Raw genomic sequence first — 26,650 nt, 5'->3', positions numbered from 1 at the left:
CACGAGCTAACGTTTGGTGGCTGGGAATTCCTTGACTTAAATCAATAAATTGACTTAACCAGCGTCTTCGAGTTTTGGCAAAAAGTGCCATCGCTTTCCAACCATCACAACCGCATATTAACCCACATAGTACAATGACTAAAATCGTTAATAGCGAGTAAGTGCAGCGGCCACCAACACGTCGATCATCAATTGATAGAAAACAATGAAACAAATATTGATTTTTTCCAAATTTACGCGTACTTTCTAACACAATCAGGCTCCTTCTTAAGATTTTTATAATCTACGTCGGGAAACGTAGGTGCCTGATTTTTATCACTTCTTATTTAAAGTGTCTATTTAAAATTCAATAAACATCTGGGAATTCTCATATCAATCTGTTCTATTCTTAAACTTTGATGAAATCGCCCTGCCTAAATACTCACTCATGCCCGTGCCAATGAATTAAATTGCATCTCCTCGATGTCACTCTGATGTGAACAGGAGTTAATTTCGGTTTGCTTTACTAATCATCGCGACCATCCCATCTTGAACCAACCACATTCCAGCACAACGCACCCTACGTCCATTAAAAAGTGACGAGTGATGGTACATTCCAGCCTTATGAAGATGGACATGGAATAAATTGTCATTATATTTATCCCATACAAAAGCCGCACCCTCAAACGCCATGCCTCGTTTATAAGATAGGTTTTTTAAGCGGATTGTATTTAGGGGTAGAAGTTCCGCTAAAGAGTCTTTGGGAATAATTTTTAATTTCTCATCATCGATCTTAAAAAAACTCTAGTTTTGTTTTTGGAATTGAATGATATTTTTGCAATGCATGGGTAATAGCAACAAGAAAGGTATTAATCTCAGTTGTAGTTAACCCACTTTTTCCACATAATTTTTCCCAATCTTTGAGACTCGGCACATCGCGCCACATAAGAAAAACCAGAGAAAGTCTTATTATTACGATGACAGTTCATTTTTTGACCATTTAACAAATTTTTTATTGTCTCCTGATCAAACAGAATTAATACTCTAATCGATACATATCGAAGGAATTTGACCATTTTGAGGTAATATAAGATTGATCATGATGAATGAATTCTTCAATAACTGATGTTTCCGCACAGGCATCTCAATCTTTAATGTTGGGACAATGAACAAAAAAGTGTATAATTCCTCTTTTTGTTATGCAAATATTGATCAGTCATGAATCTTGAAAAAATATATGATGTTATTGTTGTAGGTGGTGGACATGCCGGTACAGAAGCCGCTCTAGCAGCAGCACGTATGGGGGCGCAGACCTTATTACTTACTCATAACATGGATTTGCTCGGTCAAATGTCATGTAATCCTGCCATTGGTGGGATAGGAAAAGGCCATTTGGTGAAAGAAATTGATGCCCTAGATGGCGCTATGGCTAAAGCTGCAGATAAGGCGGGGATTCAATTTCGTACTCTTAATGCATCGAAAGGGCCTGCGGTCCGTGCTACACGTGCGCAAGCAGATCGGGTCCTCTATCGCCAAGCAATTAGAGAGCAATTGCAAACGCAAAAAAACCTGACCCTGTTTCAGCAAGCTGTTGATGATTTATTAATTGAAGGAGACCGAGTAACTGCTGTTGTTACTCAAATGGGCCTGGTCTTACGAGCGCGCGCAGTAGTACTGACTGTTGGTACCTTTTTGGGAGGAAAAATTCATGTAGGGATGAATCAATATGCAGGAGGTCGCGCAGGAGATCCACCTTCGGTAGCCCTGGCAAAAAGCTTACGAGATCTTGATTTGCCCGTTGGCCGTTTAAAGACGGGTACACCGCCACGGATCGATCGTCGATCCTTAGATTACAGCCAAATGACCGTACAGCCGGGTGATACACCGATACCGGTGTTTTCTTATTTAGGTCATGCCAGCGATCATCCGCAACAAGTACCTTGTCATATTACTCATACAACTGAAGCAACGCACGAAATTATTCGTAATAATCTGCATCAATCACCGATGTACGCGGGTGTTATTGAAGGCGTGGGACCGCGTTATTGTCCCTCTATAGAAGATAAAATTGTTCGTTTTGCTGATAAATTATCCCATCAAATCTTTGTTGAACCCGAAGGATTAACTACAGAAGAAATCTATCCTAATGGCATTTCGACAAGCCTTCCTTTTGAGGTACAAGTGCAGTTCGTACGTACGATTAAAGGTTTTGAGAATGCCCATATTACCCGACCAGGCTACGCCATTGAATATGATTACTTTGACCCACGTGGCTTAACTTCATTTTTGCAAACCAAGCCAATCCCCAACTTGTTTTTTGCAGGCCAAATCAATGGCACAACAGGTTATGAAGAAGCGGCTGCTCAAGGAATCATCGCCGGAATGAATGCGGCTTTACAAGTACAAGATAAAGAACTTTGGTGTCCACGACGTGATGAAGCTTATATTGGTGTATTGATTGATGATCTGATTACTTGCGGCACTCAAGAACCTTATAGAATGTTCACTTCTCGTGCTGAGTATCGCCTGCTTCTGCGAGAAGATAACGCAGATTTACGCTTAACTGCTAAAGGTAGAGAATTAGGCTTGGTAGGCGATGAGCGTTGGCAACACTTCGCTACAAAAAGTGAAGCAATAGAATCCACGCAAGCACTGCTGCACCAGACTTGGGTTCGTGTAGGACATAATGAGATCTTAAAAGATATTCTGCTCAATCCGATGCAGCATGATAATAGAGCATCAGAGTTCCTGAAACGTCCAGAGATTAATTATCAGCATTTATTAATGCTCGAGGATTTAAATTTACCTGAACTGTTACCAGAAGTTAGCGAACAAATAGAAATTCAGAATAAATATGCAGGCTATATCGATAGACAACAACAAGACATAGAAAAAATGCGTAAACAAGAAAACACTGTGCTTCCCGAATCACTCGATTATAGCGAGGTCACAGGATTATCTAATGAAGTGATTCAAAAGTTGACGAAGATAAGACCGTCTACTTTAGCACAAGCTGGCCGTATTTCAGGTGTCACTCCTGCTGCCTTGTCCCTGCTTTTGGTGCATTTAAAAAAACAGCGAATTGAGGTATGAAGCAACAAATAACGCGAATACAATCGCAGCTTAAAGAAGGTTTGCAACAATTTGATCTGGATGCACTTAGTGCATCTTTGATGGATTATTTATTCTTACTGAACAAGTGGAATTTAGCATATAATCTCACTGCAATCCGAGATCTTGAGTCTATGGTTGGTAAACATATATTAGATAGCCTGGCAATTTTACCTTGGCTTAAAGGCAAGCACATTATAGATGTAGGAACGGGCGCCGGCTTGCCGGGTATCCCTCTTGCTATAGCCAGGCCTGATTTTAACTTTATTTTATTGGACTCTAATGGTAAAAAAACTCGTTTCTTAAACGAAGTGAAGCGGCAACTCAACTTAAAAAATGTGGAGATTGTACAATTTAGGGTCGAAAACTACCACCCAACTCAAGGTTTTGATACAGTAGTAAGTCGCGCTTTTAGTAGCCTGGAACAAATGATCCAATGGACACAACATCTTATTGCCGATGATGGAATTTGGTTGGCAATGAAGGGACGTTATCCTGATTCTGAATTGAATGAGATAAAACAAAACTGCTCGGTAGAGCGTTATACTGTTGCAGGTATTGAAGGCGAGCGTTGTTGCGTCATTATTAAAAATCAACCGAGAAAAAGTAGTTAACACCCTAAGAGCTGTTAACATTTCGCTTGCTTGAGCCAAAATCAGAATAGTGTGGCCAGGATGGTTAAAATGTGAACAGATACTGAATGCTCGCTACTTATTCGAGTTTAACCAAGGAATAAATCATGGCAAAAGTTATAGCCATTGCCAATCAAAAAGGTGGAGTAGGCAAAACCACTACAGCGATTAATTTAGCTGCGTCTTTGGCAGCAAATCGACAACAGGTTTTACTGATTGACTTGGATCCTCAAGGCAATGCCACTATGGGTAGTGGTGTCGATAAAAGCCAATTGGTTCATACAACCAATGATGTATTACTGCATGATTGTCTTGCAGAACAAGCATGCCTTGCCACAACCAGTGGTTATGATTTAATTCCGGGCAATGATGATTTAACGGTAGCTGAAGTTAGCCTAATGGAACGCAATCACCGTGAAACCTTTTTATATAAAGCACTACAGCCCATTCAAAATAACTATGATTTTATCCTGATTGATTGCCCACCCGCTTTGAATACACTGACTATTAATGCTTTTGTTGCTGCTGATTCTGTGCTTATTCCTATGCAATGTGAATACTATGCACTGGAAGGGTTAGCTGCTCTGCTTTCAACTATTGAGCAAGTTAAAGCATCAGTAAATCCTCGTTTACATCTTGAGGGACTGTTACGAACCATGTACGATGCTCGTAACCGATTGTGTTCAGAGGTATCAAAACAACTCATAGAACACTTTCCAAGTAAGGTCTACAGAACCGTAATACCGCGTAATGTCAGACTTGCTGAAGCACCAAGCCATGGACTGCCAGCTTTACACTATGATAAAACGTCACCAGGTGCAGCAGCCTATATGGTACTCGCTTCCGAGTTGATTAATAAACAGACTGTAGCAGGATAAATGGGGTAATTTATGACAGTAAAGCGTAGTAGTTTAGGGCGTAACTTATCCGCGTTATTAAGCCAATCGAGTAGCTCTATTTTAAATGAGAAACCGCAAGCTGAAAGTCTCAAACTCGCAGTAGACTCTCTGCAACCTGGAAAATATCAACCCCGTGGTGAAATGGAAGAGGCTCCTTTAATGGAGCTTGCCCAATCAATCAAAAAACAGGGGCTGCTACAACCGCTATTGGTTCGCGAACTAAGTGATGGTCGTTATGAAATTATTGCAGGTGAGCGTCGTTGGCGAGCTAGCCAATTAGCAGGCCTGACAGAAGTCCCCGTTATTTTGAAGCAAGTTGATGATGAAACTGCAATGGCTATGGCCTTAGTTGAAAATTTACAGCGTGAAGACCTGAATGCTATGGACCAAGCACGTGCCATGCATAGACTCACTCATGAGTTTTCCTTAACACATCAACAAGTGGCTGATCTTTTATGTAAATCAAGAGCGGCTGTAAGCAATTTCTTGCGATTATTGGCTCTATCAGCCGGAGTCAAAAAACTTTTAGAACATGGTGATCTGGATATGGGACATGCCCGTGCATTGCTCATGTTAGAAGAAGAACAACAAAATCAGGTGGCTCAACTTATCATTGCCAAAAACTTATCTGTACGTGAAACAGAAAAATTGGTTGAGCGAATTAAATTAGGTAAAACAAATGAGCAACAACCGCAGAGCGATCTTTCTCATGTATACCACGATCAATTAAAAAATCTCTCTCAACATTTACAAGCTTCAATTAAACTTAAACCTGGAAAAGCAGGTAAAGGTTCATTAGTTATTCATTATAACGATGAACACAGTCTGCAGAGTATTATTGATCAGTTAACCAGTGCCTGTTAGTAAGCTCCTGTCTGTTATTCACGAGTTGAAATCTTGAAGAAAAGTCAAATTTGAGTACTCAACCTGGGTTTAGCTAGTGAAACCCAGGTTGAACCGGATAGGTTCATCAACTTAGTATCAACCTAGAAAGCTAGAGGAATAAAAGCATTAAGTACGGTCTTTTTTTAGCGTACCATACATCAAGAAACTTACTTGAAAATTAAAGATGCATTTGCATTTGCTTCAGTATCTTCCATCTTCAAACTTTTATCCGACTGTTGGAGCTCTATTAAAATAAGACCATCAGTGTCTAAGCCTTTTAATACCATCGAACTAAATTGAACTTTCCCTTTTTGAATGTCAGCTAATCTATTCAAAAGCTCTTTGTACTTCGCTGGTCCCAAATTATAGAGCATATTAGTTTGAGAATTTTTTTCTAGCAATTTAATAAACACTTCTTCTACTGCCCATAAAGGTTTCTTTTGTTCTAAGGCTTTATTTGCTGCATGCAGACACCACGAGAGGTAATCGAGTCTATCCCCATCTTGATCGGGTTGAGCATATTCCTTGTTCGTCTGACCTTTTAAACTTATTTGTATTTTCATGGTAGTTCCTACTTATCATAAATCGGATGGCATCTATTGTTTTTGAAGAGACGGGCTATACATTAATAAACATTAAAAACTGCTTATTTATTAATTAATTAGACCGATTAATTTACTTGGGTTTAAAAAAAATATTAATATGATCAATATATTATCTTAATAAATAAAAAATGGAAGGGACTGTCGTATTGTCGACATATAAAATTGTTTCAAAGATACTTAATAATAGCTGGGATAACAGTATTAGTACTAATATAAATCTGCTATCAATCCAGCTATTAATGTTTCCTTATTTCAAAACATAAAATGAGTTCAATATTTATACTACAATTAAACTATAAGCTGGTTATATTGCTTGGAGACTGCAATGTTAATTCAGCCTGTCCAGCCTGTTAATGTACTTATTAAGATTGGCGAGAATGAATATATTGGCCAGTTACTTAGTTTGTCCGAAGAAAAACTGGAATTAAAATGTGAAGCATATATTGAAAAGAACATTGAGATTGCCTTTTTTGCCAAACATTTTCGTGGCCAGGCTATTATCGAGGAAATTCAATTCACTCACTCATTTTTTACCTATCAATTATCAATTCAAGAAATTCAATTTCAACCTGGTTTGTTGATTAATACGCGCTTATGAAGTTGCCATAGAAACAATACGAAGTACTGTAAAGAAGGATATGGGTTAGTGTGATGAAATCCCGGGTCTCGCTTTGCCGCACCCGGGCTCTCGCTATCGTATTACTTATAACCAATAGACAAAAACAAACAAGAACAACCAGACTACGTCGACAAAGTGCCAATACCACGCTACACCTTCAAAAGCAAAATGTCGTTCTGGAGTAAAATGACCCAATTTACAACGAACTGCGATAACAATTAACATAATTGTACCCAAAGTTACGTGTAACCCGTGAAATCCAGTTAACATAAAAAATGTCGTTCCATAAATACCAGCAGACAACGTTAAATTCATCTCTGTATATGCTTCATGATACTCATAGCCTTGTAAGGCCAAGAACAACAATCCTAATAAAATGGTTAAAACCATACCGGTAATTAGCTGTTTTTGCTTTCTTAACTTTAAAGCCCAGTGTGCCCAGGTAATGGTGACTCCAGAGGTCAATAAAATCAGAGTGTTTATTGCAGCTAACCCCCATGCCCCCATTCCTTCATGAGCTGCGGCAAAAACTTTATTATCGGGGTTAACTAATATAGGCCACGTTGAATTGAAATCAGGCCATAATGTAAAGTGTGTAATTGGATGTACTTCACCGCCCAAAAGAGGGACAGACCAGAGTCGGCTGTAGAATAGGGCACCAAAAAATGCGCCGAAAAAACAGACCTCAGAAAAAATAAACCAGCACATTCCCCAACGAAATGATCTATCAACCTGTTCGTCATAGACTCCTTTCGAGTTTTCATAAATCACTTGGCCAAACCAACCAAATAACATAAAAATCATGAGTCCTAGACCAATAGCGAATATGTAGGGTCCATACCAATCATGGTGAAGCCAAGATGCAGCTCCCACAAGAGTAGTAGTCAACCCACATGATGCAACCAAAGGCCAATGGCTTGGCTTAGGGACATAATAAGTACCATGTGCTCCCATTATATTTTTATCTCCTGTATTAATAGGGCCTATTTAGAATTGTCTAGATTGAGCCGTAGGGCTTTGTTCTTGAGCATCAAAGCAAAAAAATCAAAGTCTTAAGACCAAGATAGTATAATTATAAACAGGCATTAATCTGTTTTAGACACTCTCCCTATAATCGGGAGAATGTAACCTACTAAAATTGCCAAACCTGCATGATTACCCTGCGATTATCGCGCGTCTGCGTACAATCAGGATTGCCAGGTTTATACTAACCCTTATCTGTTACATCAAATAAAGTATAAGACAAAGTAACTGTATGCACCTTTTCGGGTAAATCAGCATCCAAATGAAATAATAAAGGCATATTCATTGCCTCATGTCCATTTAATGTTTGCCGGGTAAAGCAAAAACACTCAGTCTTTTTCAGATACTTAGCAGCAATACCTGGTGTGACACTAGGTATTGCCTGTACTGTCATCGGATGATCCGTTTTATTTTCAGCATAAAAAGCAAGTTTTGCTATTTCGCCGGGATGTACCGTTATTTTTCGAGTTTTGGGATAAAATGCCCAAGGTACTCCACTGTTATTTGTCGCAACAAACTCAACAGTTATTTCTCTGTTTTTGTCAACTTTCGCTTTGGCTGCATCATAGGCTACCGCCTCAGGATTTGTTTTTCCATTAATACCCAGTGATTTACATAAACTATTGTAAATAGGTACTAAAGCAAATCCGAAGGCAAACATCCCCAGCACAAGACCAGATAGGATAACAATTAGCCTGTGATGCCCTTTTTGTTTTTTCATACAACAAACCTATAAATCAAGTTTGGGCGGAGTTGTAAAAGTATGGTATGGAGGTGGCGAAGGTAACGTCCACTCTAAACCATATGCTCCTTCCCATGCTCTTCCAGCAGCAATATCTTTTTTAGTCCCTTTTTTCCTTACAGTAGCAATCACGTTATATAAAAATAGAAGTTGCGTAAACCCAAAGATAAAGGCACCAATTGAAGAGATCATATTAAAATTAGTAAATTGCAATGCATAATCCGGAATCCTTCTGGGCATTCCAGCCAGCCCTAAGAAGTGCATAGGGAAGAATGCAATATTTACCGAAATCACGGATAACCAAAAATGCCATTTACCCAGTAATTCACTATACATGTGCCCAGTCCACTTTGGCAGCCAATAATACGTAGCAGAAAACAGAGCAAAAACGACACCAGGAACCAGAACATAATGGAAATGACCTACCACAAAGTAACTATCTTGGTACTGGAAATCTGCAGGTACCAATGCCAGCATAAGACCGGTAAACCCACCTATGGTAAATAGAAATACAAAAGCTAACGCAAATAACATGGGGGTTTCAAAAGTCATGGAACCTCGAAACATAGTGCTTACCCAGTTAAATACTTTAATACCTGTTGGAACGGCAATAAGCATTGTGGTGTACATAAAGAATAATTCAGCACCCAATGGTATGCCTGATGTAAACATATGGTGCGCCCAGACAATAAATGACAGGATTGCAATACTGACTGTTGCGTACACCATAAAATAATAACCGAACAATGGCTTACGGCTAAAAGTGGGAATAACTTCCGATATCACACCAAAAGCTGGTAATACAAGAACATATACTTCAGGATGACCAAAAAACCAGAATACGTGCTGGAAAAGTATAGGATCTCCACCACCTGCTGCTTCGAAGAAGCTGGTGCCAAAATGACGGTCAGCCAACATCATGGTTACTGCTCCAGCCAATACAGGCATAATCGCGATCAGCAAAAAGGCGGTAATTAACCAGGTCCATACGAACATCGGCATTTTCATCAATGTCATACCAGGTGCACGTAAATTTAAGATCGTCGCAATAATATTGATCGAGCCCATAATGGATGAAACACCCATCATATGGATCGAAAAAATCATAAAATCTGTACTGGGAGGTGCATATTTGGTAGATAAAGGAGCATACATGGTCCAACCAAAGTTAGGTCCACCACCTGCATGAAATGTTGTTGAAAGCAATAATGCAAACGCAAAAGGTAAAATCCAAAAGCTCCAGTTGTTTAATCGCGGTAAAGCCATATCTGGAGCACCAATCATCATTGGAATTTGCCAGTTTGCCATTCCAGTAAAAGCAGGCATTACCACACCAAACAGCATGATTAAGCCATGCATTGTTGTCATTTGGTTAAAGAAATTGGGATCAACAAAACGATGACCTGGTTGAAATAACTCAGCTCGAATAACTAAAGCCATGCCACCAGCCAAAAAGAAGCTGATCATTGCAAGCCACAAATATAGGGAACCGATATCTTTATGGTTTGTAGTAAACAACCAACGTTTTATAAATCCCAAGATACCTTTACCCTGTTCTGGACCATGATCATCATGTTTTTCATCGTGCGCTAATGTATAACTACTCATTGCAAACCTCCAGCTTGAACTTTATTAACCATGGTTGGTTGTTGATTAGCTTTCTGACGTTGTGCAGCAACTTCCGCGGCTTGGACTTCATCATTAGTGTTGTTATTCCAGGCATTACGTTCATAAGTCGCAATCGCAGCAATTTCTTCATCAGTAAGTTGATCTTTATACGGCTGCATTGCAGAACCAGCAATACCGTTAAGAATTATATCCAGGTGCCGTGAAATAGGATGACCTGTTGCCACAGAACTACCCTTGAGCGCAGGATACATTGGTGGGATACCCTTTCCATCGGGTTGATGGCATGCAGAACAAAATTGGTCATATTTTTGCTTTCCAAGTGCGAGTAACTCATCTCGGGTCATCGTTTTCTGAGCAGCAACATTTACCTCTTCTGTAGCAGACTGATCTTCTGCTTTTGTTTGTGCTGCAACCCATTTATCAAAATCATCCTGACTGACCGCTTCAACAACTATGGGCATAAATCCATGATTAACCCCGCAGAGCTCCGCACATTGACCTCGATATGTTCCTGGTTTCTCTATCGTCGCCCATGCTTCATACATAAATCCGGGTATCGCATCGCGTTTAATACCTAATTCTGGAACCCACCATGAGTGCACGACGTCATTTGAAGTCACAAGAAAGCGAATTTTCTTATTAACAGGAACAACCATTGGTTTATCTACTTCCAGTAAATACCACTCACTCTTTTTCTGTTTATTCTGAATTTGTTCAAACGGTGTAGATAAATTACTGAAAAAGCTAATTCCCTGATCAAGATATTCATACTGCCATCGCCATTGGTAGCCCACTATTTTTATAGTTACTTCGGATTGCTTTGTATCATCCATGCGGATTAAAACTCGCGTAGCAGGTACTGCCAGTCCAACAAGAATCAAAAAAGGGATGATCGACCAGACAACTTCTAATCGAGGATTATCATGAAACTTCGCGGCCTTATATCCTTTGGATTTTCTGTGATGAATCATGGAATAGATCATCACACCGAATACAACGACCCCAATAACGGCACAAATAGCCATACAAACCATATGCAGGTAGTATACGTCTTTGCTGACGGGGGTCACCCCTTTGTACATATTTAACTGCCAATGATCCGCAGCCGCGAATAGTGGTCGGCTCGCAACCCAGGCACCTAGCATCGTTAATAATCTACAGATCTTTAACCTGTTTAACATCACCATTCCTCGTCTTGTCAAGAAAGCCAGTTTAAGCTGGCTCCAATTTTGTTTTATATATTTTTAATTTGGTCTCCCCTACGATTATGTAGGGGTTCTTGTTCAGCAATACGACACTACCACAATGAGTAATTTCCTTCAGTTTTAGACTTATTGACTATGTATTTAACTGCTTCGATTACTTCATTCGTGGTGCATTGATTACAGCCTCCGTTTTTAGGATGATCTTTCCCATGAACGGTGTTTTCAATCAATACATCCATATTTTTTGCAATCAAGGATTTCCATGCCTCTTGATCACCAATTTTAGGCGCACCTTGTTTTCCATCATTATGGCAAGCAGCGCAATGTTCGTTATAAACAGTTTCCCCACTTGCAGGGAATTTTGCTGCGCCTCCTGATTTGAGATTTATCAATTGTGTGCGAGTTAATGACTCATTTAATATGTAATCAACAGCCGAAATGATGTCGTTATCAGAGCAGGTCACACAAGCACCTTTTATAGGCATCGAGTTATATCCATCAATGGCATGGCTATATAATCCTGTTAAACCGCTACTCTTTAATCGCTCATACCAGCTCGCTGAACTTCCCAACAAAGGAGCACTCATTGCCCCGTCTTGATGACAAATCACACAAGCAGTAAAATAAACTTGCTTTCCACGATCCAGTGATGGTGGTTCATTTGAAGCAGGTAGCCCTAAGGGTTCTTCACTTACTACTGTTTTAATGTATGTAGCGATAGCCATTCTATCTGCATCAGTTAAATACATCAGGCTGTTATGGTTTACTTCCGCCATTGGACCGGCTACGGGGCCTGCATTATTGAGAAGTTTATTCAATTTGAATACATCAGCGACTTCCTGATGGGTTCCTGATTCCAATCCATACTTAGTGATGTTTGGAGCCCAATAACCATCAACGAATCCACCGGTCAGATAATATTTATTCTTTGGTGCACCGAAAGGATTTAATGGAGTATGACACATACTACAATGACCTAAACCATCAACAATATATTTCCCTCGATTCCATTCAGGAGATCTGCCTTTTTCATATTGAAATCCATGCCCTTCAGGGAAAAAGAATAATAGATTCCAGCCCCAAAGCGTAAAACGTGAACCTGGAACATTAAATGGGAAAGGTAATGATTTGTTGGGTAAATTAACAGGAGGCAAGCTCATAAAATAAGCATATAGAGCACGTGCATCTTCATCCGTTATTTTAGAAAAATAGATATAAGGGAATACTGGGAAATAGTTTCTACCCTGAGGATCGCGGCCTTCTTTAAGCGCACGAATAAAATCTTTTTCAGTCCAGTTACCAATTCCAGTTTCTTTATCCGGAGTAATATTAGGACTATAAAATGTTCCAAAAGGAGTTTCTAAGGGTAATCCGCCTGCATAGGCAGGAGTGCCTGCTTTAACATTTGTATGACAGGAAATACAATCTCCCATCTTTGCCAAATACTCTCCACGCTGAATTAAATTCTGTTGCTCACCGGTAGCTGGGGCAGTCGGTGGATAAGCAGGATAATATCCATCAATAATTGATAATTTTTCTTGTGCAGGTTCATTTTCTGCATGTAATAATTGACCTGCCAGGCCAAGCACCGCCACAGTTGCAGTGACGATTAGCTTTCTTAGTAACAAAGAGCCCACGCTCCCTCCTATTTGTTCTTATTTTGTACGCTTCTCTTGCGGAGACAGAATAATCGACGCATTTTATACTCCACAATGCATAAGTTGCAATGTTATAATCGCTATCTTTGATTATTTTTATATCGTGATTATGTTTGTTTATCTTAACGGCTTACTTTTAGGCTTGTCACTAATTATTGCATTAGGGCCGCAAAACATTTTTTTGATTAAACAAGGTGCACAAAAAAATCACGCAATGCTCTCCGCAGTTATCTGTTTTATCTGTGATTTTATTCTAATTTGTTCCAGTATTACAGGCTTACATGAGTTGCTTTTGCTACGTCCTGTTCTACAAATCTGGATGATGCTCTTAGGCACCGCTTTTTTACTTTTTTATTCTGCAAAAACACTATCCAGTGCGTTTTCCAAATCAACAGAAGCCGAAGAAAATACCCAACTTCAACCACGTACCAGGACTCAAATCATTCTCCTGGCTTTAGGTTTTAGCATACTTAATCCACATGCCATTATTGATTCTTTAGTTATCATTGGTGGCGGCAGCAGCGGATATCCCGAACAAGAACATATTTTTCTATTGGGTGTACTTACTTCAAGCTTGATTTGGTTTAGCTCATTAACCTTCACTGCACGATATTTTTCTGATGTTCTGACAAAAGCAAACGTATGGAAAGGAATCGAATTACTCAGTGGTTTATTGATGGCTTTTATAGGTATTAAACTCGGCACAGATTGTTTAAGCCTAGTTTCAGAATTAATTGGAAAATCGATTTAATAGAAAGGGTCAATCAGTGTGTCGCCAATTGACCCAGTGGAATGACACATAGCAAGTCCAACCTCGCAAGGTGAATATCTCATAACCACTTATCCATGTCAACCAGGTACTAGACATCAAAAACCTTCCCCATTGTTGTTCGAACCCACTTCAGTTAAACTCAGCCTTTTACAAATACTGAGCAGTACATGTTTTACGGCGACACCATCCAAGAAACAAGACAGATGTTTTTTTCAAGTTGGGAAAAATACCAACAGAAACAACTGTTATCCCCTTTAGAAAATCAGATCGTTCAAGTGATATTGGCTCATCCTGAATACCATAAGATACTTGAGAATCAAAATAAATTTCAGCAGCAATCTTATTTTCCCGAGTCAGGACAACCTAATCCATTCCTGCACATGGGACTCCATCTTGCAATAAGAGAACAAATCACAACCGATCGTCCTGCGGGCATTAATGCAATCTATAAAAATTTAATTAAGAAATACAATGACTCATTGGCAGTAGAGCATTTAATGATGGAGCAATTGGCTGAGTGCTTGTGGCTCTCACAAAAAAATAATATCCCCCCTGATGAACATCAATATCTGCAAACATTAACAAACCTTTGAAATATTTTTTCAGTGAATCAGAGGTAAAAATGCGATCACGTGAAGCAATGAACTTTATCCCCACATACCGGTCATCACAATTTCATATTGACCAAATAAGCGACTGACAGTACAATTTTTGTTTTTCATATTGAGGTTACTTTATGCCTGATATTGTCTTGTTTGATATGGGCGACACGCTAAGCTCAGACAATCAATTGGGAAATCCCAACAGAGTTTTGTTTTTTCCAGATACAACCAAAAAGGTTTTCGAAGATCTGCAGAATCGCGGTGATCAAATCATTATTTTCTCTAAATATGCTCGGGTGCGGGAAATTGAAGCTGCTTTAACAAAGGCAAAGATTGATTATAAAGATATTAAAATTGTACAGACAATTAAAAAGACAAAATTAGAAACTGCTATTGAATATAAAACATCACATAAGGCTAAAAACGTTATTATTGTTGATGATAGTACCTCTATTGACGACAGTTCGGATGGCGTTGTGCATATTCAAGTACCCCGTCAAATTGATCACTCAGCCCCTCCATCAGACGCTTATTTAAAAGTAGCCTTACTCCCTGAGAGGCAGCTATTTGCAATAAAGCCTATTGTACAAGCATTTAAGCAAAATCCAGATCATTGTGATAAAGTAAAGAATGACGCTCTTAGTAATTACTATGAGGCAATAGTAAAGTTAATGGAATATAGAGATAAACGGCAAAATGATAAACGCGAGTACTATACTTGCTGGGCCTCATGGTTTGGAAGTGAAACTCGCTCAAGAACAGCAAAACTTAATGCCGTTGATAGCATTGTTAATTCGTTAAACGATAGAACCTTCGACATCAAAAATATTCCCGAGGCAGCAAAAAATGGAGAGCTAGCTTCTATTGTAAACTCCCTTAATGTTGTTGAAATTGCCAAGACTACACAGGAAATACAGATAGAACTTTAGTAAGTAATTGATTAGGGATGGGACAGTTAGACGAGTGTTTGAGGCTCTTACAAAAAAATACGATCCCTCTGATCAACATCAGTATCTACAAACATTAACGATGTCTTTAAAAGTACAGGACGTCTATATAACTTCAACCTAACCCATTGATTTTTGGTAGTTGAAGTTATTTTCTGATGTAGAGGATCTTGTCCTTGAGTTGCTTACGAAAAATGCCAAGGTCGAGGCAAAAAATGTTTTTAACATAGAGATTGGTTTTTTTGTAAGTCCTGAAGTACTTTCTAGCTATCTACAGTCTTACATGAATACTCCGCTTGATATTCAAGGATATCTCCAGGCTGACACTTTAGATAAGAACAGATTGCTTCTAATGTCGCAAAACGTATCGCCTTAGCCTTACCATTTTTTAAAATAGACAAATTCGCTTCAGTAATCCCTATTGCCTCTGCCAACTCCTTAAGCCTGCATTTGCGTTTTGCCATCATCACATCCAAATTAACAATAATCGACACGAGAATATTCCTTAAATTGTTAATTGTGTTTCTGATTTCAGTTGATTTGCTTCTTGAACAATCCAGGAAGCAACCAAGATAATAAACGCCGTAATTAAAGTAGATAAGTTTGCTGAATTCAAGGTAATACTGGCTATACGCTCGCCTTTAGGATTATTAAAAGTAAGCGCGGCGGTCATTAAAGGTTGATAAAATAACTGCACCAGCTCACCCAAAATCATATAAATACTTACCTGTTTAATTAATTTGATGTTTTCTTCTTCAAATAAATACCCATTTTCAAAAAGCCTGAATAGTTTGGCTAATTTATGGCAGATCAAAATAGTAATGGTCATGGGCATCCATTCAATCGCCAACAAGATACCTCGATGCAGCCAAGAAAATTGAGAAGGATTATGGATTTGTTCGGTAGAAATCAAAGAAGACCAAGCTCCGATAGAACACATCCAATCGAGTTTAAATAAAATCAAAAGGGTTGTTGTTAATGGAATAAGCCAACAAAGGCCACGAAATAGTAAATAAAGTATATGGCTTGTATTTTTTATTTTTTGCATGATAAATACCCTTTAGTGAGAATTCGCCAAGATTACACCGATAATTATTGTTTTGCAATAAATTTATATTAATAAATAGCTATTATTTGTTGATAATTAGATCGTAGAAATTAATAAACCAAACGCAATCAAACACCATAACATCAAGTTGATATATTTTTATTGTGACTGAGCCTAAATTGAAAAGTATCGATGCAGGGCTGGGTATCTTGGCAAAGATCAGTTAATATGGGGCATTAAATAACAACTCCGTGTTCCCTGATGACTGAGCAAGAAAAAAAAACCCATTTTGGTTACTCTACTGTTGGCTGGGATGAGAAAGAAAAGAAAGTAGCTGAAGTTTTTCATTCTGTGGCAAAAAATTATGATTTGATGAATGATTTAATGTCTTTGGGCATCCATCACCTCTGGAAGCGCTACACGGTAGCTCATAGCCAAGTACGTGCCGGACAATTTGTCTTAGATTTAGCCGGCGGCAGTGGCGACTTAACACGTTTACTCTGTAAAAAAGTCGGCGATACAGGCCGAGTTGTTCTCGCTGATATTAATTCAGCCATGCTTAATGTAGGACGTGATCGTTTATTAGATGAAGGCTTATATAAAAATATTGATTACGTACAAGGTAACGCTCAATGCCTTCCTTTTGCTGATAATAGTTTTCATTGTATTACTATGGGGTTTGGCTTAAGAAATGTAACCGACAAAGAAGAGGCACTTCGTTCGATGTATCGTGTGTGCAAACCCGGCGGAAAAGTGATGATTCTTGAATTTTCAACCCCCACATTCCCTGGCTTAAAACCTATTTATGACTGGTATTCGTTTAATATTTTACCTAAAATAGGGGGGCTTATTGCGCAAGACAAAGCCAGTTACCAATACCTTGCTGAATCCATTCGCATGCATCCCAATCAAACTAAACTAAAAGAAATGATTGAGCGAGCGGGATTTGAAGACTGTCACTATGATAATCTCAGTGGTGGTATCGTTGCCTTGCACATTGCCTATAAATATTGAGTGCATTATGTTAAAAAAATACTCCTTAAAGGCCCTTCAAATTGCCATTAACAAAGCTGCCAAACTGGATGAACTGATGCCAGCCAGGCTGAAAGCGCTTGATAATAAAACCATTGAAATAATTATAAGCCCATTGAACGTTAATTTTTTCATTCATTTTAAAGATGGAGAAATTATCTTACTGGATTGCTACGACAGAGAAGCAGATACGGTAATTCACAGTAACCCTTTAGGCTTAATCCGCTTAAGTTTATTACCAGCATCCAAGGCCCGCTCTTTGTTTAATGATAAAATTCGCATGACCGGGGATACTGAATTAGGACAACAAGTAAAAAAACTGTTTGACGAAATGGATATTGATTGGGAGGGGCATCTGGCCCATTTTACTGGTGATGTAGTTGCCCATCAAATTGGTTCTTTTGTACGCAAAGGAATGGCATTCAAAAAGAAATTGAATGAATCCTTGCAGCAAAATGTATCGGAATATCTGCAAGAAGAATTACGAGTCATGCCGACAAAATACGAATTAGAAGATTTTTTTGTTGCGGTCGACGAGTTATCTTTGAGCGTTGAACGTTTGCAAGCTCATGTTAATCAACTAATAAGCCGCTATGAAACCAATTAAAAAGCTCATTCGTCTTATTCATATTAATTATATTCTTGCCAAAAACGGGCTAGACAATGTAGTCGTGTCATTGAGATTATTTGCCCCGTTACGCTTCATTGTCTATTTAAATCCATGGAATTGGTTTCGTAAGGAGCCGATATCGCATGGCGAGGCACTTCGTAAGTCATTGGAAGAATTAGGGCCTATTTTTATTAAATTCGGTCAAGCACTTTCTACTCGCCCTGATATTCTGCCTATGGATATAGCGATTGAACTCAGCAAATTACAAGATAAAGTCCCGCCATTCCCTAGCGAGAAGGCAATGGCTATTATTGAAAAAGCCTATGGCTTGTCTCCATATGAAGTTTTTGCTGAATTTGATTCCATTCCCTTGGCATCGGCCTCTATGGCGCAAGTGCATGCTGCGACTTTGAAAACGGGCGAAGAAGTGATTGTCAAAGTGCTTAGACCCAACATGCGCCGCATCATTGAGCAAGACTTGAGCATTATGCATACTATTGCAAAATGGGCTGATCGCTATTGGCCGGAGATTAGACGTTTAAAACCAAAAGAAATTGTAACAGAATTTGAACATACCTTACTTGATGAGCTCGATCTATTAAGAGAAGCAGCTAACGCGGCTCAATTAAGACGTAATTTTGAGCATTCTCCTATCTTGTATATTCCAGAGATATATTGGGATTACTCACGCTCCAATGTGATGGTGCTCGAACGAATTCATGGCATCCCGGTGTCCGATCTCAAAAGCCTGCAAGCACATGGGGTTGATATAAAGAAACTGGCTGAGCGCGGGGTAGAAATTTTCTTTACCCAAGTATTTCGTGATTGTTTTTTTCATGCAGACATGCATCCAGGAAATATTTTTGTTTCTTATAATAATCCCAAGGACCCACAATATATCTGCATTGACTTTGGCATTATGGGTACTTTAAATGATAATGACAAACGTTATTTAGCAGAAAATCTCTTGGCCTTTTTTAATCGGGATTACCGGCGGGTAGCCGAGCTGCATGTTGAATCCGGTTGGGTTGCACGTAATACCCGCGTTGATGAATTTGAAAGTGCTATTCGTACTGTATGTGAGCCTATTTTTGAAAGACCTTTAAAAGACATCTCCTTTGCACAAGTGGTATTGCGCCTTTTTCAAGTTGCTCGCCGTTTTCATATGGAGGTACAACCACAACTGATTTTATTGCAAAAAACTCTGCTTGCTGTAGAAGGCTTAGGACGCCAACTCTATCCAGACCTGGACTTATGGGCTACTGCCAAACCTTTTCTTGAAAAATGGGTCAAAGATCAAATAGGCCCTAAAGCTTTTTTCACCCAATTAAAACGAAATCTGCCTTTTCTTGCGGAACAATTGCCGCATATGCCAAAACTGCTCTTTGATTTTCTAGAGCTTAAAAAAGAAGAATTAATAATAAATAAAGAACGTGCTAATGCTCAGCCTGAAAATGAAAAACCAGCAGTCCATTGGAACAGTATTGCAATCGGGGCGGGACTTTCTTTTCTTTTAGTCAGCCTGCTCGACTATTTGCATCTTATCCATCACAAACAGCTCACCCCTCTTGCCCTTACGGGAGCTATTTTGACGGGGCTATTTGTGCTTATTAACCATAACACGAGGAACTAAACATGGGACTAAGTGGAATCAGCCCTCTTTCTTTATTGTTAATTCTAGTCATTATTATTGCTCTTTTTGGTACTTCCAAATTAAAAACCATAGGCACAGATCTGGGCGAAGCGATTAGAAATTTCCGCAATGCCTTAAATGATAATCAAGCAAACGAGCCCTCCAAAGAGGATAACAAACCCTCATGAGCAGCGGTGAACTTCTGGTCATTTTTATTGTTGCCCTCATTGTATTTGGTCCCAAAAAACTCCCTATGCTGGCGGCTCATTTAGGATTATTGGTAAGAAAGTTTAACCAGCTTAAAACACAGGCCGCTATGCTCTGGCAACAACAACTTAATTCGCTGCAATTACAAGAAAATCAGCGCAAAGCAAAAGAAGCCGACGAGCATTATAAGAAAGAACCGTTGCCTTAAGCCTTATTGTTGAAGCCTAGCCCCCATTTCCTCTTGGGGCTCACCTTTTGCAGGCATTGTAAACCCATCGAAATCTGGAAGGTCTTTCATCGCTTCTTTGTTGGGTGCCAAAGGACCTCCTGTATATTCTTTGGGGCCATCTTTGCTTGTTTGATAGAGCTTCCCGTCACCATTTGAATAGGCAATCACTTTATTGGTTTCTGCATCGATCATAATAAAACTTTGCCCTGATTTTGCCTGCTTTTCAAAAAACGATGCCATGTCTTCTTCTGATTTAAAAGATAAAGTCAATCGACCGTTCTCATCTTTCTCGGGCGGATGATCTTTAAGCCATTTCGCCCCACAATGTTCTTTATAGGCCGCCAGGAGCGCTTCAGCCTGTTCGCTTTGAATACGAACGCTCTTCTTTTTGCTCTCCAGCTCTTCTTCATCTTCTGGTAAATTGTCCATTCGAGTTGTACTTTGCACGGTTTGTTGCGGGGGAACTAATGGAATATCTTCTTCCTCATCTTTTGATTGAGCCATAATACATATCCTCTAAAAATATAGTTATTTTGACCAAAAGCTCATATTGTTTAAGTATAATTCAACTTTTAAGCTTTGACTGTTTCCATACAAAAAAGGATCCAAATATTATGAAACCCTATACTTTAATGCAGTTAAAGCAAACGACTACTTCAGCAATCATCTACGAGAAATGGGTGCGTTGTTTTGGTGGAAACCCGGTAAGTTCTTCGTGATTACTTCCTATAAATTAGCCAAGCAGATTCTCACACGCGAGGATTCTACTTGCGACCGCACACCCTTTTTTATTTCACGCATGCCCGAGATGAATTTGTCGCTAATTACTGATTTTTTTAAAGTGGTCAACCAGATGATGGTGATGAGTGATCTCCCGAACATACCAATCGAAGACGAATTTGTTATCATCGATTTAGCAACAATTGTCTGGTGTGACGGGATGAAAGTTGCCTAACTGGATTGTAGGCATACATTTGATCTCATCAAATATATGTGTTAAAAGGCAAACAACTTAACTTATAGAAGCACGAAGATGTGGCAACGTTATATTAAAGAAGAAGATTTACCCCTCCATGTAAAAATAATGAGTTTTTTTCTTCAAGGCAAAGATAAAATCTATCGAACTCAGTTAGCAGAAGTTGTTCAAAATTATGAACAACACCGCTCTCGTTACGAGGAAACTGCGAAAAAAAATCTCCATGCTTGGAAAAAATCCTTCAACCGTGGCCATTCAGCTTGCAAAATTTTTGTGTCCTCAAATGATTCTTTAACCGAAGCACGTATTCAGACAAAAAAAACAGGTGAAATTCAAACCGTTGTTAATTTTGCAAATGCTTATGATGTAGGAGGTGTTTTTCAATACCGGAAAGGAAGCCAGGAAGAGGATATCGCTCGAAGAACAAATTGGTCTTTTACAATTAAAGAAGAAGATTTACAAGATTCCCGCCATTATTCGGCTCGCATGTCTTCTTTAATTAATGCCGAAAAAGGCAGGGTTTATTTTAACTTAACACCCCTTATATTGATTCGAGATAGTAATAGTACGCTTCTTGATCCCCAAAAAGATCAAGAAAAAATTTTTCCTTTTTATGAATTGCGTGTTGCTGCAGATGATTTACGCCGCAGAATTTTTGGAATTCCTATTCCTTTTTTTCCACGTCCGTTTAATGAGGAAAGTATGAGGAAAAAAATACATGCCCAGCTGGATACGCTTATTGAAAACAACCAACAAAATATCATATTAGGCGCCTTCGGCTGCGGTGCTTTTTGCAATCCCCCTGATAAAGTAGCAAGTTTATATCATGAAATCTTAAACCAGGAAAAATATAAATACTTTTTCAAAAATATTGTTTTTGCGATCAAAGGAAATGGTACTGATGCTAATTTTTCTGCGTTTCAAAAAGAATTAGGTAAATGGAATAATACCGCTGCTTCATATAATCCCATGATGCAACTCATGCCAGGTTCCCAAGGGACTCTAACAGGAGACATTAGCCAGCCTTTGCAGCATGATGTATTTAAACAACAAGGAAAATCAAATAGCGACGCCTTGAAACATCAGCCATCCACATTAACCTATTAATAAACGGTCATTATCTAAGAGTGCTATTCAAGAGATGGCCTTGCTAAGCCAACTCAGATTTTCCTTAGAACTTTGATTTACGATACCTTGGATGAACGTTCACATGTCCTGATTGGCGTCATCATAAAAATGGATTAAACAGAAAATAACCACCCGATGAAAGACCTGTGTCATCTCCGCGAAGGCGGAGATCCACTTTTAGTGTGCATAGTGCTGATAGTACTTCCTGTCTTCGAGAAATGGTAAAAAATCATTAATTTAATGGCAGCAAGCTATATCTTCGTATGGGCTATAAAAGCGATGCGATTTGCTTTCTTAGGTACAGTCCTGAAAAACTGAACTAAGTTTGTGCGGCTAATTTCTGCAATTGCTCGCCCGATAAGCGAAATTGCAACAAATCCGTACGTGGATGAGCCCCGATAAATTCGTAGAATTCAATGGCTTTTTTATTCCAGGTAAATGCATGCCCCTCCATGCGACAACATTCCTTCTCAAGTGCCAACTGTGCAAGGTTAGATAACAATGACGTACCCAGGCCATAATTACGATAAAGCTCATCAACAAAAAGCTCCTCAACATAAAGAACAGGTGCTCCTGCTGGGACGGAATAAGAAAAAAAATATAAAGCAAAACCCGCTGGATTTTTCTTATATTCAGCTAATAAAACATAAAAATATTTATTTCGGCCAAAAGCATGTGCTTCAATTTTGTCCAGGGTTAAATGAATCTCTTCCGGTTTCTTTTTTTCATATTCAGCGAGTTTCTTGACTAAGCCAAAAATTTCTTCTTTATCTTTTTTCTTAGCAATTCGAAAAGTAAATTCCATATTCGTACCCCTCACACCCCAAGATCCTAACCAAAACGATTTACTGGTTGATGACAATAAGGTGCTTTATGATGTTTGGCATAATAATCCTGATGGTATTCTTCTGCCGGCCAAAATATTTGTACTGGAAAAAGGCGAGTCACAATGTTATAGCCTCTTTTTTGCAACATTTGGATTAAAGTTTCTGCTTCAGCTAATTGCTCCTGATCATAATAAAATATGGCACTTTGGTACTGCTGGCCTATATCAGGGCCTTGTCCCGATTTCTGGGTAGGATCATGGATTTCAAAAAAACGCTTTAATACATGATGATAATCGGTCTTGGTTTTATCATAAATAACACGTACTGCCTCATAATGCCCAGTATTGCTCTGACAGACTTGGTCATAACTTGGTTCTAAAGTAACACCGCCTGTATAGCCTACTTCAACACGCAGCACACCGGGTATTTGTTTTAAAAAATGATCTACGCCCCAAAAACATCCGCCAGCCATTATCGCTTCTTCGGTATCCAATACCTGACTGTCTGCAACAAAATCAATTGAGGCGGAATTCACACAATGGCGTAAATTCTTTTGGGTAAAGTACTCTCCGGTAAAGACATGCCCCAAATGAGCATCGCAGCGCGCACAAAGGATTTCCATTCGTTGCCCATCACGGTCAGGGATCTGTTTTACTGCATGAACAATATTATCATCAAAACTTGGCCAGCCACACCCGGAACTGAATTGACTTGAGCCGCGAAATAAGGCTAAACCACAACGTTTGCATAAATAAGTGCCATTGGTCATGACAAAATTATATGCTCCGGTGTGAGGATACTCTGTGGCTTTATCACAGATTATCCTTTTGGCTAAAGGGGTTAAACTGGCTGTTTTATCAAGATAATCGTCCATACTGCTACCTTTGTTGCCCTTGGCAAATTTTATCCGCTAAATAACCTATAGCTCCTGCATAATATATTGAATTATTATAGTGCAAAATCATCTTATAGTTAGGGAAGGTTAAGAAGGTAGGGCCGCCTAATGGTTGAACAATACTGCCTTGCAGATTCTGATAAGGCAATGGCTCACCATTTTCTGTACGCACACCCAGCGCATTCCATTCACTCACAGGCTTCACGATGTTTTTGCCTTCCATAGCCATATCGAATTTACGAGGTAGCTTGACCTGGATAGCCCAAGGCTCACCTGTTTGCCACCCATTTTGCTTCATGTAATTTGCAATTGAAGCAAAGACATCCGGTTTGCTTCTCCAGATATCTTTTCGTCCATCACCATCATAATCAACAGCATATTTCACCCAGCTTGAAGGTAAAAATTGGGGCTGACCTGAGGCACCTGCCCACTCACCTTTGAAATCAGCTAAATCTACATGTCCCTCATCCAATATATGCAAAGCAATGAATAATTCTTTACGGAAAAACTCTTTACGATTGGAATCATACGCTAAGGTGGCTAAAGCTTTCACTACAGGGAAATTACCCATATAAGTACCGTAACTGGTTTCCATTCCCCAAAATGAAACGATAAAGCAGGGATTTACCCCATATTTTTTGGCCACAGCCTCCAAGACCTCTTGGTTCTTTTTAAATTCTTTACGCCCTATAGCAATTCTGTAATTATCAACGCGTGTGTTACGGTATTTAATGAACGTGAGTCGATGTTCTGGTTGGGAGCGTAAAAAACCCTTAATTTGATGGCTTGGCTCATGGATACCTGCAAACGCCTTATCAAAAACTTCTGGCGAAATTCCTTGTTGCAAAGCTTCCTCTCGAACACCAGCGACCCAATCATTCCAATTCTGTTGTGCGAAGGCAACATGATGTACCAGAACGTATGCGATTATCGCAAGTCCCCATTTTTTCATAGCCTTTCCCCCTGATTTTTTGTTACTTAATTGCCATCCCAATATTTAAGATAGACCATTTATCATATAAACAAGCAGCCTGGTCGAACAGCAAAAGACTGAAAACCCAAGTTGCCACTGTACCTCACCACCATTGACGCATGAATTATTGTCATTCCCGCAAAGGCAGAAATTTTTTCTTGCACGCGTTGAACTTGATTAGAAATAGGTTCCCGCCTTGGCGGGAATGCAAAAAATCTAAGTTGTAGCGGCTCCTCTGGCCTTTGTCCAGGCTACCAATGTAAAGAATTATACAGTGAGTATTAAAGCGCTTCCATAAATGCTGTCAAATCAGCCTTTTCTTCGTGCGTTAACTGTAATTGCAATACCAGGTTAAAAAATTCTACCGTATCTGCCAAAGTTAACAAACGACCATCATGTAAATAGGGTGGAGAATCTTTAATTCCTCTCAAAGGAAATGTTTTTATAGGTCCATCACCAACTGCTTTCATACCGTTAATCATTTGTGGCTGATAGAATCGCTCGGTCTGTAAATTATGCATGGTGTTGTCAGTATAGTAAGGAGGAGTATGACAACTAGAGCATTTTCCTTTGCCAAAAAATAATTCCTGTCCGCGTAGCTCTGCTGGACTTGCCTTGGCAGGATCTAGCGTTCCTTCCCAAGTCAATTTGGGAGCGGGAGGGAAATCCAAAATTTCTTGGAATTCAGCCATGAAATGAACTTGGCTACCACGTTCCAAAATATTGACGCCCTTTTTAGTTGCAATTACAGGATCCCCATCAAAATAAGCTGCTCTTTGTTCAAACTCAGTAAAGTCCTCGACTGATTTTAATGCACGCTGAGATCCAAATAACCTTTGGATATTTAAGCCTCGTAATGTTGGAGTATTGATGCGATGACGAAACTCTTGGGGTCTTATATCGCCAACCAAATGCGTTGCTTTATTAGTATGCCCGTTCGCATGACAATCAAAGCAAGCGACTCCCCGACTGGGTTTTACAGTACGTCGATCTTCAGTTTGGTTAAATTGTTGTTGCGGAAATGGGGTAACTAACAGGCGTAACCCTTCCAGCTGTTTTGGATTCAATAAACCATTGAACAATTCATAATAATTCTCGATGGTAACCAATTTACCTTGAGAAATGTCCCCGAGATCAGGCCGGGTAGTCAAATAAATAGGAGCAGGATAAGGAGGTAAAAAATGATCTGGAATATCAAAATCCAAATCAAAACGGGTCAAATCCCTGTCTTCTTGTTTTTTAATTTCATCAATAGCAAATTTAGGAAATAACATTCCACCTTCTGGATGATTGGGATGAGGTAACGGCAAGAAGCCCTGTGGAAAAAGGCCTTGTTTCTTAACATCCTCAGGACTCATTTTGGCCAATTGCTCCCAGGTCACCCCCGCAGGAAGTTTCACACGAACACCTTCTTGTATGGGTTTTCCATTGGACATTTTTGCCGTTTTAGAAGGGTTATTGCTTAAATCATAACGCTTCTTTAACAGTTCGTGTTGCCGCTCATTAATTGCCTGCTTTTCACTGCTCATGCGTTGCAAAATACTTTGAAACGTTTCGTGAATCACCACTGGCATATAACTTGAAGGCACTGAGGTAGTTGCAGGAGCAAGTTGTGGCTGAGGTGTATCAGCAAAAGCCAAAGAAACTATACTTGCCGTGAGGACTATTACTCCTAAAGATTTTTTTACCATACATAAATCCGTTTAGATGAAAAGATTTTTTTTCATCATAAAGTACTTATAAATTCAGCGCAATAGAGACTAAATTTTGGACATCTAACGTTT

The 26,650-nt window shown here is 39.2% G+C and carries 29 protein-coding genes; 14 read left to right on the top strand and 15 right to left on the bottom strand.

Going from position 1 to position 26,650, the window contains the following annotated elements:
- Both ELY20_RS08470 and ELY20_RS08465 read right to left on the bottom strand, forming a co-directional pair.
- Window positions 1-253, bottom strand: a 253-nt coding sequence (locus tag ELY20_RS08470) for a transposase family protein (RefSeq protein ID WP_148112578.1), incomplete at its 3' end; no start/stop codon positions are given.
- A 233-nt stretch (window positions 254-486) separates the two neighbouring features.
- Window positions 487-672, bottom strand: a complete 186-nt coding sequence (locus tag ELY20_RS08465) for a hypothetical protein (RefSeq protein WP_110142217.1) — start codon at window positions 670-672, stop codon at window positions 487-489.
- A gap of 525 nt (window positions 673-1,197) precedes the next feature.
- Between ELY20_RS08465 and mnmG the strand changes: the two genes are divergently transcribed.
- The 4 genes from mnmG (at window position 1,198) to ELY20_RS08445 (ending at window position 5,485) form a co-directional block, all read left to right on the top strand.
- Window positions 1,198-3,072: a tRNA uridine-5-carboxymethylaminomethyl(34) synthesis enzyme MnmG gene (gene mnmG, locus ELY20_RS08460; protein WP_110142218.1), complete on the top strand. Its 1,875-nt coding sequence runs from the start codon at window positions 1,198-1,200 to the stop codon at window positions 3,070-3,072.
- Complete coding sequence (gene rsmG, locus ELY20_RS08455) at window positions 3,069-3,704, top strand: 16S rRNA (guanine(527)-N(7))-methyltransferase RsmG (protein ID WP_110142219.1); 636 nt, start codon at window positions 3,069-3,071, stop codon at window positions 3,702-3,704. The genes mnmG and rsmG overlap by 4 nt, the downstream gene beginning before the upstream one ends.
- Before the next feature lie 125 nt (window positions 3,705-3,829).
- Window positions 3,830-4,600 (top strand): ParA family protein, encoded by a 771-nt coding sequence (locus ELY20_RS08450; protein WP_058468562.1) that lies wholly within the window; start codon window positions 3,830-3,832, stop codon window positions 4,598-4,600.
- Window positions 4,601-4,612: 12 nt separating this feature from the next.
- A complete protein-coding gene (locus ELY20_RS08445; RefSeq protein WP_110142220.1) occupies window positions 4,613-5,485 on the top strand; it encodes a ParB/RepB/Spo0J family partition protein in 873 nt (290 codons plus the stop codon).
- A gap of 188 nt (window positions 5,486-5,673) precedes the next feature.
- On the opposite strand, the gene ELY20_RS08440 is transcribed toward ELY20_RS08445, so the two are convergent.
- Window positions 5,674-6,069: a hypothetical protein gene (locus tag ELY20_RS08440; protein ID WP_110142221.1), complete on the bottom strand. Its 396-nt coding sequence runs from the start codon at window positions 6,067-6,069 to the stop codon at window positions 5,674-5,676.
- A gap of 367 nt (window positions 6,070-6,436) precedes the next feature.
- Here ELY20_RS08440 and ELY20_RS08435 point away from each other — a divergent pair, with 367 nt between their 5' ends.
- Window positions 6,437-6,709 carry a hypothetical protein gene (locus tag ELY20_RS08435; protein WP_110142222.1) on the top strand — a complete coding sequence of 91 codons (273 nt, stop codon included), beginning with the start codon at window positions 6,437-6,439 and terminating at the stop codon, window positions 6,707-6,709.
- A gap of 105 nt (window positions 6,710-6,814) precedes the next feature.
- Here ELY20_RS08435 and ELY20_RS08430 read toward each other — a convergent pair whose 3' ends face one another.
- From ELY20_RS08430 to ELY20_RS08410, 5 genes are all read right to left on the bottom strand, one after another.
- Window positions 6,815-7,684 (bottom strand): cytochrome c oxidase subunit 3, encoded by an 870-nt coding sequence (locus tag ELY20_RS08430; RefSeq protein WP_110142223.1) that lies wholly within the window; start codon window positions 7,682-7,684, stop codon window positions 6,815-6,817.
- A 253-nt stretch (window positions 7,685-7,937) separates the two neighbouring features.
- Window positions 7,938-8,474: a cytochrome c oxidase assembly protein gene (locus tag ELY20_RS08425; RefSeq protein WP_110142224.1), complete on the bottom strand. Its 537-nt coding sequence runs from the start codon at window positions 8,472-8,474 to the stop codon at window positions 7,938-7,940.
- A gap of 9 nt (window positions 8,475-8,483) precedes the next feature.
- The gene (gene ctaD / locus ELY20_RS08420) at window positions 8,484-10,103 is read right to left on the bottom strand and encodes a cytochrome c oxidase subunit I (protein ID WP_110142225.1); all 1,620 of its coding nucleotides are present in this window, start codon (window positions 10,101-10,103) and stop codon (window positions 8,484-8,486) included.
- Complete coding sequence (gene coxB / locus ELY20_RS08415; RefSeq protein ID WP_110142226.1) at window positions 10,100-11,305, bottom strand: cytochrome c oxidase subunit II; 1,206 nt, start codon at window positions 11,303-11,305, stop codon at window positions 10,100-10,102. The genes ctaD and coxB overlap by 4 nt, the downstream gene beginning before the upstream one ends.
- A gap of 116 nt (window positions 11,306-11,421) precedes the next feature.
- The gene (locus tag ELY20_RS08410; protein ID WP_110142227.1) at window positions 11,422-12,966 is read right to left on the bottom strand and encodes a c-type cytochrome; all 1,545 of its coding nucleotides are present in this window, start codon (window positions 12,964-12,966) and stop codon (window positions 11,422-11,424) included.
- 130 nt (window positions 12,967-13,096) lie between these two features.
- On the opposite strand from ELY20_RS08410, the gene ELY20_RS08405 reads away from it, so the two are divergent.
- The 3 genes from ELY20_RS08405 to ELY20_RS08395 all read left to right on the top strand — a co-directional run bounded on the left by ELY20_RS08405 (window position 13,097) and on the right by ELY20_RS08395 (window position 15,290).
- The gene (locus tag ELY20_RS08405; RefSeq protein WP_110142228.1) at window positions 13,097-13,738 is read left to right on the top strand and encodes a LysE/ArgO family amino acid transporter; all 642 of its coding nucleotides are present in this window, start codon (window positions 13,097-13,099) and stop codon (window positions 13,736-13,738) included.
- A gap of 188 nt (window positions 13,739-13,926) precedes the next feature.
- On the top strand, window positions 13,927-14,352 hold the full coding sequence (locus tag ELY20_RS08400) for a DUF1841 family protein (protein WP_110142229.1): 426 nt from the start codon (window positions 13,927-13,929) through the stop codon (window positions 14,350-14,352).
- Window positions 14,353-14,495: 143 nt separating this feature from the next.
- Window positions 14,496-15,290, top strand: coding sequence for a hypothetical protein (locus tag ELY20_RS08395; RefSeq protein ID WP_110142230.1), 795 nt, complete (start codon window positions 14,496-14,498; stop codon window positions 15,288-15,290).
- 281 nt (window positions 15,291-15,571) lie between these two features.
- On the opposite strand, the gene ELY20_RS08390 is transcribed toward ELY20_RS08395, so the two are convergent.
- Window positions 15,572-15,802 carry a helix-turn-helix domain-containing protein gene (locus tag ELY20_RS08390; protein ID WP_110142231.1) on the bottom strand — a complete coding sequence of 77 codons (231 nt, stop codon included), beginning with the start codon at window positions 15,800-15,802 and terminating at the stop codon, window positions 15,572-15,574.
- Between the two features lie 11 nt (window positions 15,803-15,813).
- The gene (locus ELY20_RS08385; RefSeq protein ID WP_110142232.1) at window positions 15,814-16,356 is read right to left on the bottom strand and encodes a DUF2975 domain-containing protein; all 543 of its coding nucleotides are present in this window, start codon (window positions 16,354-16,356) and stop codon (window positions 15,814-15,816) included.
- A gap of 261 nt (window positions 16,357-16,617) precedes the next feature.
- Between ELY20_RS08385 and ubiE the strand changes: the two genes are divergently transcribed.
- The 5 genes from ubiE to ELY20_RS08360 are packed head-to-tail and all read left to right on the top strand — an operon-like array spanning window position 16,618 to window position 20,046.
- On the top strand, window positions 16,618-17,370 hold the full coding sequence (gene ubiE, locus ELY20_RS08380; protein ID WP_110142233.1) for a bifunctional demethylmenaquinone methyltransferase/2-methoxy-6-polyprenyl-1,4-benzoquinol methylase UbiE: 753 nt from the start codon (window positions 16,618-16,620) through the stop codon (window positions 17,368-17,370).
- A 7-nt stretch (window positions 17,371-17,377) separates the two neighbouring features.
- Complete coding sequence (locus ELY20_RS08375) at window positions 17,378-17,995, top strand: ubiquinone biosynthesis accessory factor UbiJ (RefSeq protein WP_110142234.1); 618 nt, start codon at window positions 17,378-17,380, stop codon at window positions 17,993-17,995.
- Entirely contained in the window at window positions 17,982-19,631 is a 1,650-nt protein-coding gene (gene ubiB / locus ELY20_RS08370; protein WP_110142235.1) for a ubiquinone biosynthesis regulatory protein kinase UbiB, read from the top strand. The genes ELY20_RS08375 and ubiB overlap by 14 nt, the downstream gene beginning before the upstream one ends.
- A 2-nt stretch (window positions 19,632-19,633) precedes the next feature.
- Entirely contained in the window at window positions 19,634-19,819 is a 186-nt protein-coding gene (gene tatA, locus ELY20_RS08365) for a twin-arginine translocase TatA/TatE family subunit (protein WP_110142236.1), read from the top strand.
- The gene (locus ELY20_RS08360) at window positions 19,816-20,046 is read left to right on the top strand and encodes a Sec-independent protein translocase subunit TatA/TatB (RefSeq protein WP_110142237.1); all 231 of its coding nucleotides are present in this window, start codon (window positions 19,816-19,818) and stop codon (window positions 20,044-20,046) included. The genes tatA and ELY20_RS08360 overlap by 4 nt, the downstream gene beginning before the upstream one ends.
- A 3-nt stretch (window positions 20,047-20,049) precedes the next feature.
- Here the strand turns inward: ELY20_RS08360 and ELY20_RS08355 are convergent, their stop codons facing one another.
- Complete coding sequence (locus ELY20_RS08355) at window positions 20,050-20,571, bottom strand: hypothetical protein (RefSeq protein WP_199742189.1); 522 nt, start codon at window positions 20,569-20,571, stop codon at window positions 20,050-20,052.
- A 529-nt stretch (window positions 20,572-21,100) separates the two neighbouring features.
- Between ELY20_RS08355 and ELY20_RS08345 the strand changes: the two genes are divergently transcribed.
- The gene (locus tag ELY20_RS08345) at window positions 21,101-22,150 is read left to right on the top strand and encodes a poly(ADP-ribose) glycohydrolase domain-containing protein (RefSeq protein WP_110142238.1); all 1,050 of its coding nucleotides are present in this window, start codon (window positions 21,101-21,103) and stop codon (window positions 22,148-22,150) included.
- A 340-nt stretch (window positions 22,151-22,490) separates the two neighbouring features.
- On the opposite strand, the gene ELY20_RS08340 is transcribed toward ELY20_RS08345, so the two are convergent.
- The 4 genes from ELY20_RS08340 to ELY20_RS08325 all read right to left on the bottom strand — a co-directional run bounded on the left by ELY20_RS08340 (window position 22,491) and on the right by ELY20_RS08325 (window position 26,557).
- Entirely contained in the window at window positions 22,491-22,976 is a 486-nt protein-coding gene (locus ELY20_RS08340; protein WP_110142239.1) for a GNAT family N-acetyltransferase, read from the bottom strand.
- A gap of 26 nt (window positions 22,977-23,002) precedes the next feature.
- Window positions 23,003-23,872: a bifunctional methionine sulfoxide reductase B/A protein gene (locus ELY20_RS08335; protein WP_110142240.1), complete on the bottom strand. Its 870-nt coding sequence runs from the start codon at window positions 23,870-23,872 to the stop codon at window positions 23,003-23,005.
- A 4-nt stretch (window positions 23,873-23,876) separates the two neighbouring features.
- Window positions 23,877-24,845, bottom strand: coding sequence for a lytic murein transglycosylase (locus tag ELY20_RS08330; protein WP_110142241.1), 969 nt, complete (start codon window positions 24,843-24,845; stop codon window positions 23,877-23,879).
- A 302-nt stretch (window positions 24,846-25,147) separates the two neighbouring features.
- On the bottom strand, window positions 25,148-26,557 hold the full coding sequence (locus ELY20_RS08325; RefSeq protein WP_110142242.1) for a cytochrome B6: 1,410 nt from the start codon (window positions 26,555-26,557) through the stop codon (window positions 25,148-25,150).
- Window positions 26,558-26,650 lie beyond the last annotated feature (93 nt).

This window comes from Legionella qingyii, from assembly GCF_003990155.1.
GTDB lineage: Bacteria > Pseudomonadota > Gammaproteobacteria > Legionellales > Legionellaceae > Legionella > Legionella qingyii.
Note: the sequence above shows the minus strand (reverse complement) of the source record. Positions and strands in the feature narration are given on the sequence as shown.

Bases quoted from the DNA above. Each gene is read 5' to 3' on its own strand.
- ELY20_RS08465 (WP_110142217.1), bottom strand. From the start codon at position 672: ATGGCGTTTGAGGGTGCGGCTTTTGTATGGGATAAATATAATGACAAT.
- mnmG (WP_110142218.1), top strand. From the start codon at position 1,198: ATGAATCTTGAAAAAATATATGATGTTATTGTTGTAGGTGGTGGACAT.
- rsmG (WP_110142219.1), top strand. From the start codon at position 3,069: ATGAAGCAACAAATAACGCGAATACAATCGCAGCTTAAAGAAGGTTTG.
- ELY20_RS08450 (WP_058468562.1), top strand. From the start codon at position 3,830: ATGGCAAAAGTTATAGCCATTGCCAATCAAAAAGGTGGAGTAGGCAAA.
- ELY20_RS08445 (WP_110142220.1), top strand. From the start codon at position 4,613: ATGACAGTAAAGCGTAGTAGTTTAGGGCGTAACTTATCCGCGTTATTA.
- ELY20_RS08440 (WP_110142221.1), bottom strand. From the start codon at position 6,069: ATGAAAATACAAATAAGTTTAAAAGGTCAGACGAACAAGGAATATGCT.
- ELY20_RS08435 (WP_110142222.1), top strand. From the start codon at position 6,437: ATGTTAATTCAGCCTGTCCAGCCTGTTAATGTACTTATTAAGATTGGC.
- ELY20_RS08430 (WP_110142223.1), bottom strand. From the start codon at position 7,684: ATGGGAGCACATGGTACTTATTATGTCCCTAAGCCAAGCCATTGGCCT.
- ELY20_RS08425 (WP_110142224.1), bottom strand. From the start codon at position 8,474: ATGAAAAAACAAAAAGGGCATCACAGGCTAATTGTTATCCTATCTGGT.
- ctaD (WP_110142225.1), bottom strand. From the start codon at position 10,103: ATGAGTAGTTATACATTAGCGCACGATGAAAAACATGATGATCATGGT.
- coxB (WP_110142226.1), bottom strand. From the start codon at position 11,305: ATGTTAAACAGGTTAAAGATCTGTAGATTATTAACGATGCTAGGTGCC.
- ELY20_RS08405 (WP_110142228.1), top strand. From the start codon at position 13,097: ATGTTTGTTTATCTTAACGGCTTACTTTTAGGCTTGTCACTAATTATT.
- ELY20_RS08400 (WP_110142229.1), top strand. From the start codon at position 13,927: ATGTTTTACGGCGACACCATCCAAGAAACAAGACAGATGTTTTTTTCA.
- ELY20_RS08395 (WP_110142230.1), top strand. From the start codon at position 14,496: ATGCCTGATATTGTCTTGTTTGATATGGGCGACACGCTAAGCTCAGAC.
- ELY20_RS08385 (WP_110142232.1), bottom strand. From the start codon at position 16,356: ATGCAAAAAATAAAAAATACAAGCCATATACTTTATTTACTATTTCGT.
- ubiE (WP_110142233.1), top strand. From the start codon at position 16,618: ATGACTGAGCAAGAAAAAAAAACCCATTTTGGTTACTCTACTGTTGGC.
- ELY20_RS08375 (WP_110142234.1), top strand. From the start codon at position 17,378: ATGTTAAAAAAATACTCCTTAAAGGCCCTTCAAATTGCCATTAACAAA.
- ubiB (WP_110142235.1), top strand. From the start codon at position 17,982: ATGAAACCAATTAAAAAGCTCATTCGTCTTATTCATATTAATTATATT.
- tatA (WP_110142236.1), top strand. From the start codon at position 19,634: ATGGGACTAAGTGGAATCAGCCCTCTTTCTTTATTGTTAATTCTAGTC.
- ELY20_RS08360 (WP_110142237.1), top strand. From the start codon at position 19,816: ATGAGCAGCGGTGAACTTCTGGTCATTTTTATTGTTGCCCTCATTGTA.
- ELY20_RS08355 (WP_199742189.1), bottom strand. From the start codon at position 20,571: ATGGCTCAATCAAAAGATGAGGAAGAAGATATTCCATTAGTTCCCCCG.
- ELY20_RS08345 (WP_110142238.1), top strand. From the start codon at position 21,101: ATGTGGCAACGTTATATTAAAGAAGAAGATTTACCCCTCCATGTAAAA.
- ELY20_RS08340 (WP_110142239.1), bottom strand. From the start codon at position 22,976: ATGGAATTTACTTTTCGAATTGCTAAGAAAAAAGATAAAGAAGAAATT.
- ELY20_RS08335 (WP_110142240.1), bottom strand. From the start codon at position 23,872: ATGGACGATTATCTTGATAAAACAGCCAGTTTAACCCCTTTAGCCAAA.
- ELY20_RS08330 (WP_110142241.1), bottom strand. From the start codon at position 24,845: ATGAAAAAATGGGGACTTGCGATAATCGCATACGTTCTGGTACATCAT.
- ELY20_RS08325 (WP_110142242.1), bottom strand. From the start codon at position 26,557: ATGGTAAAAAAATCTTTAGGAGTAATAGTCCTCACGGCAAGTATAGTT.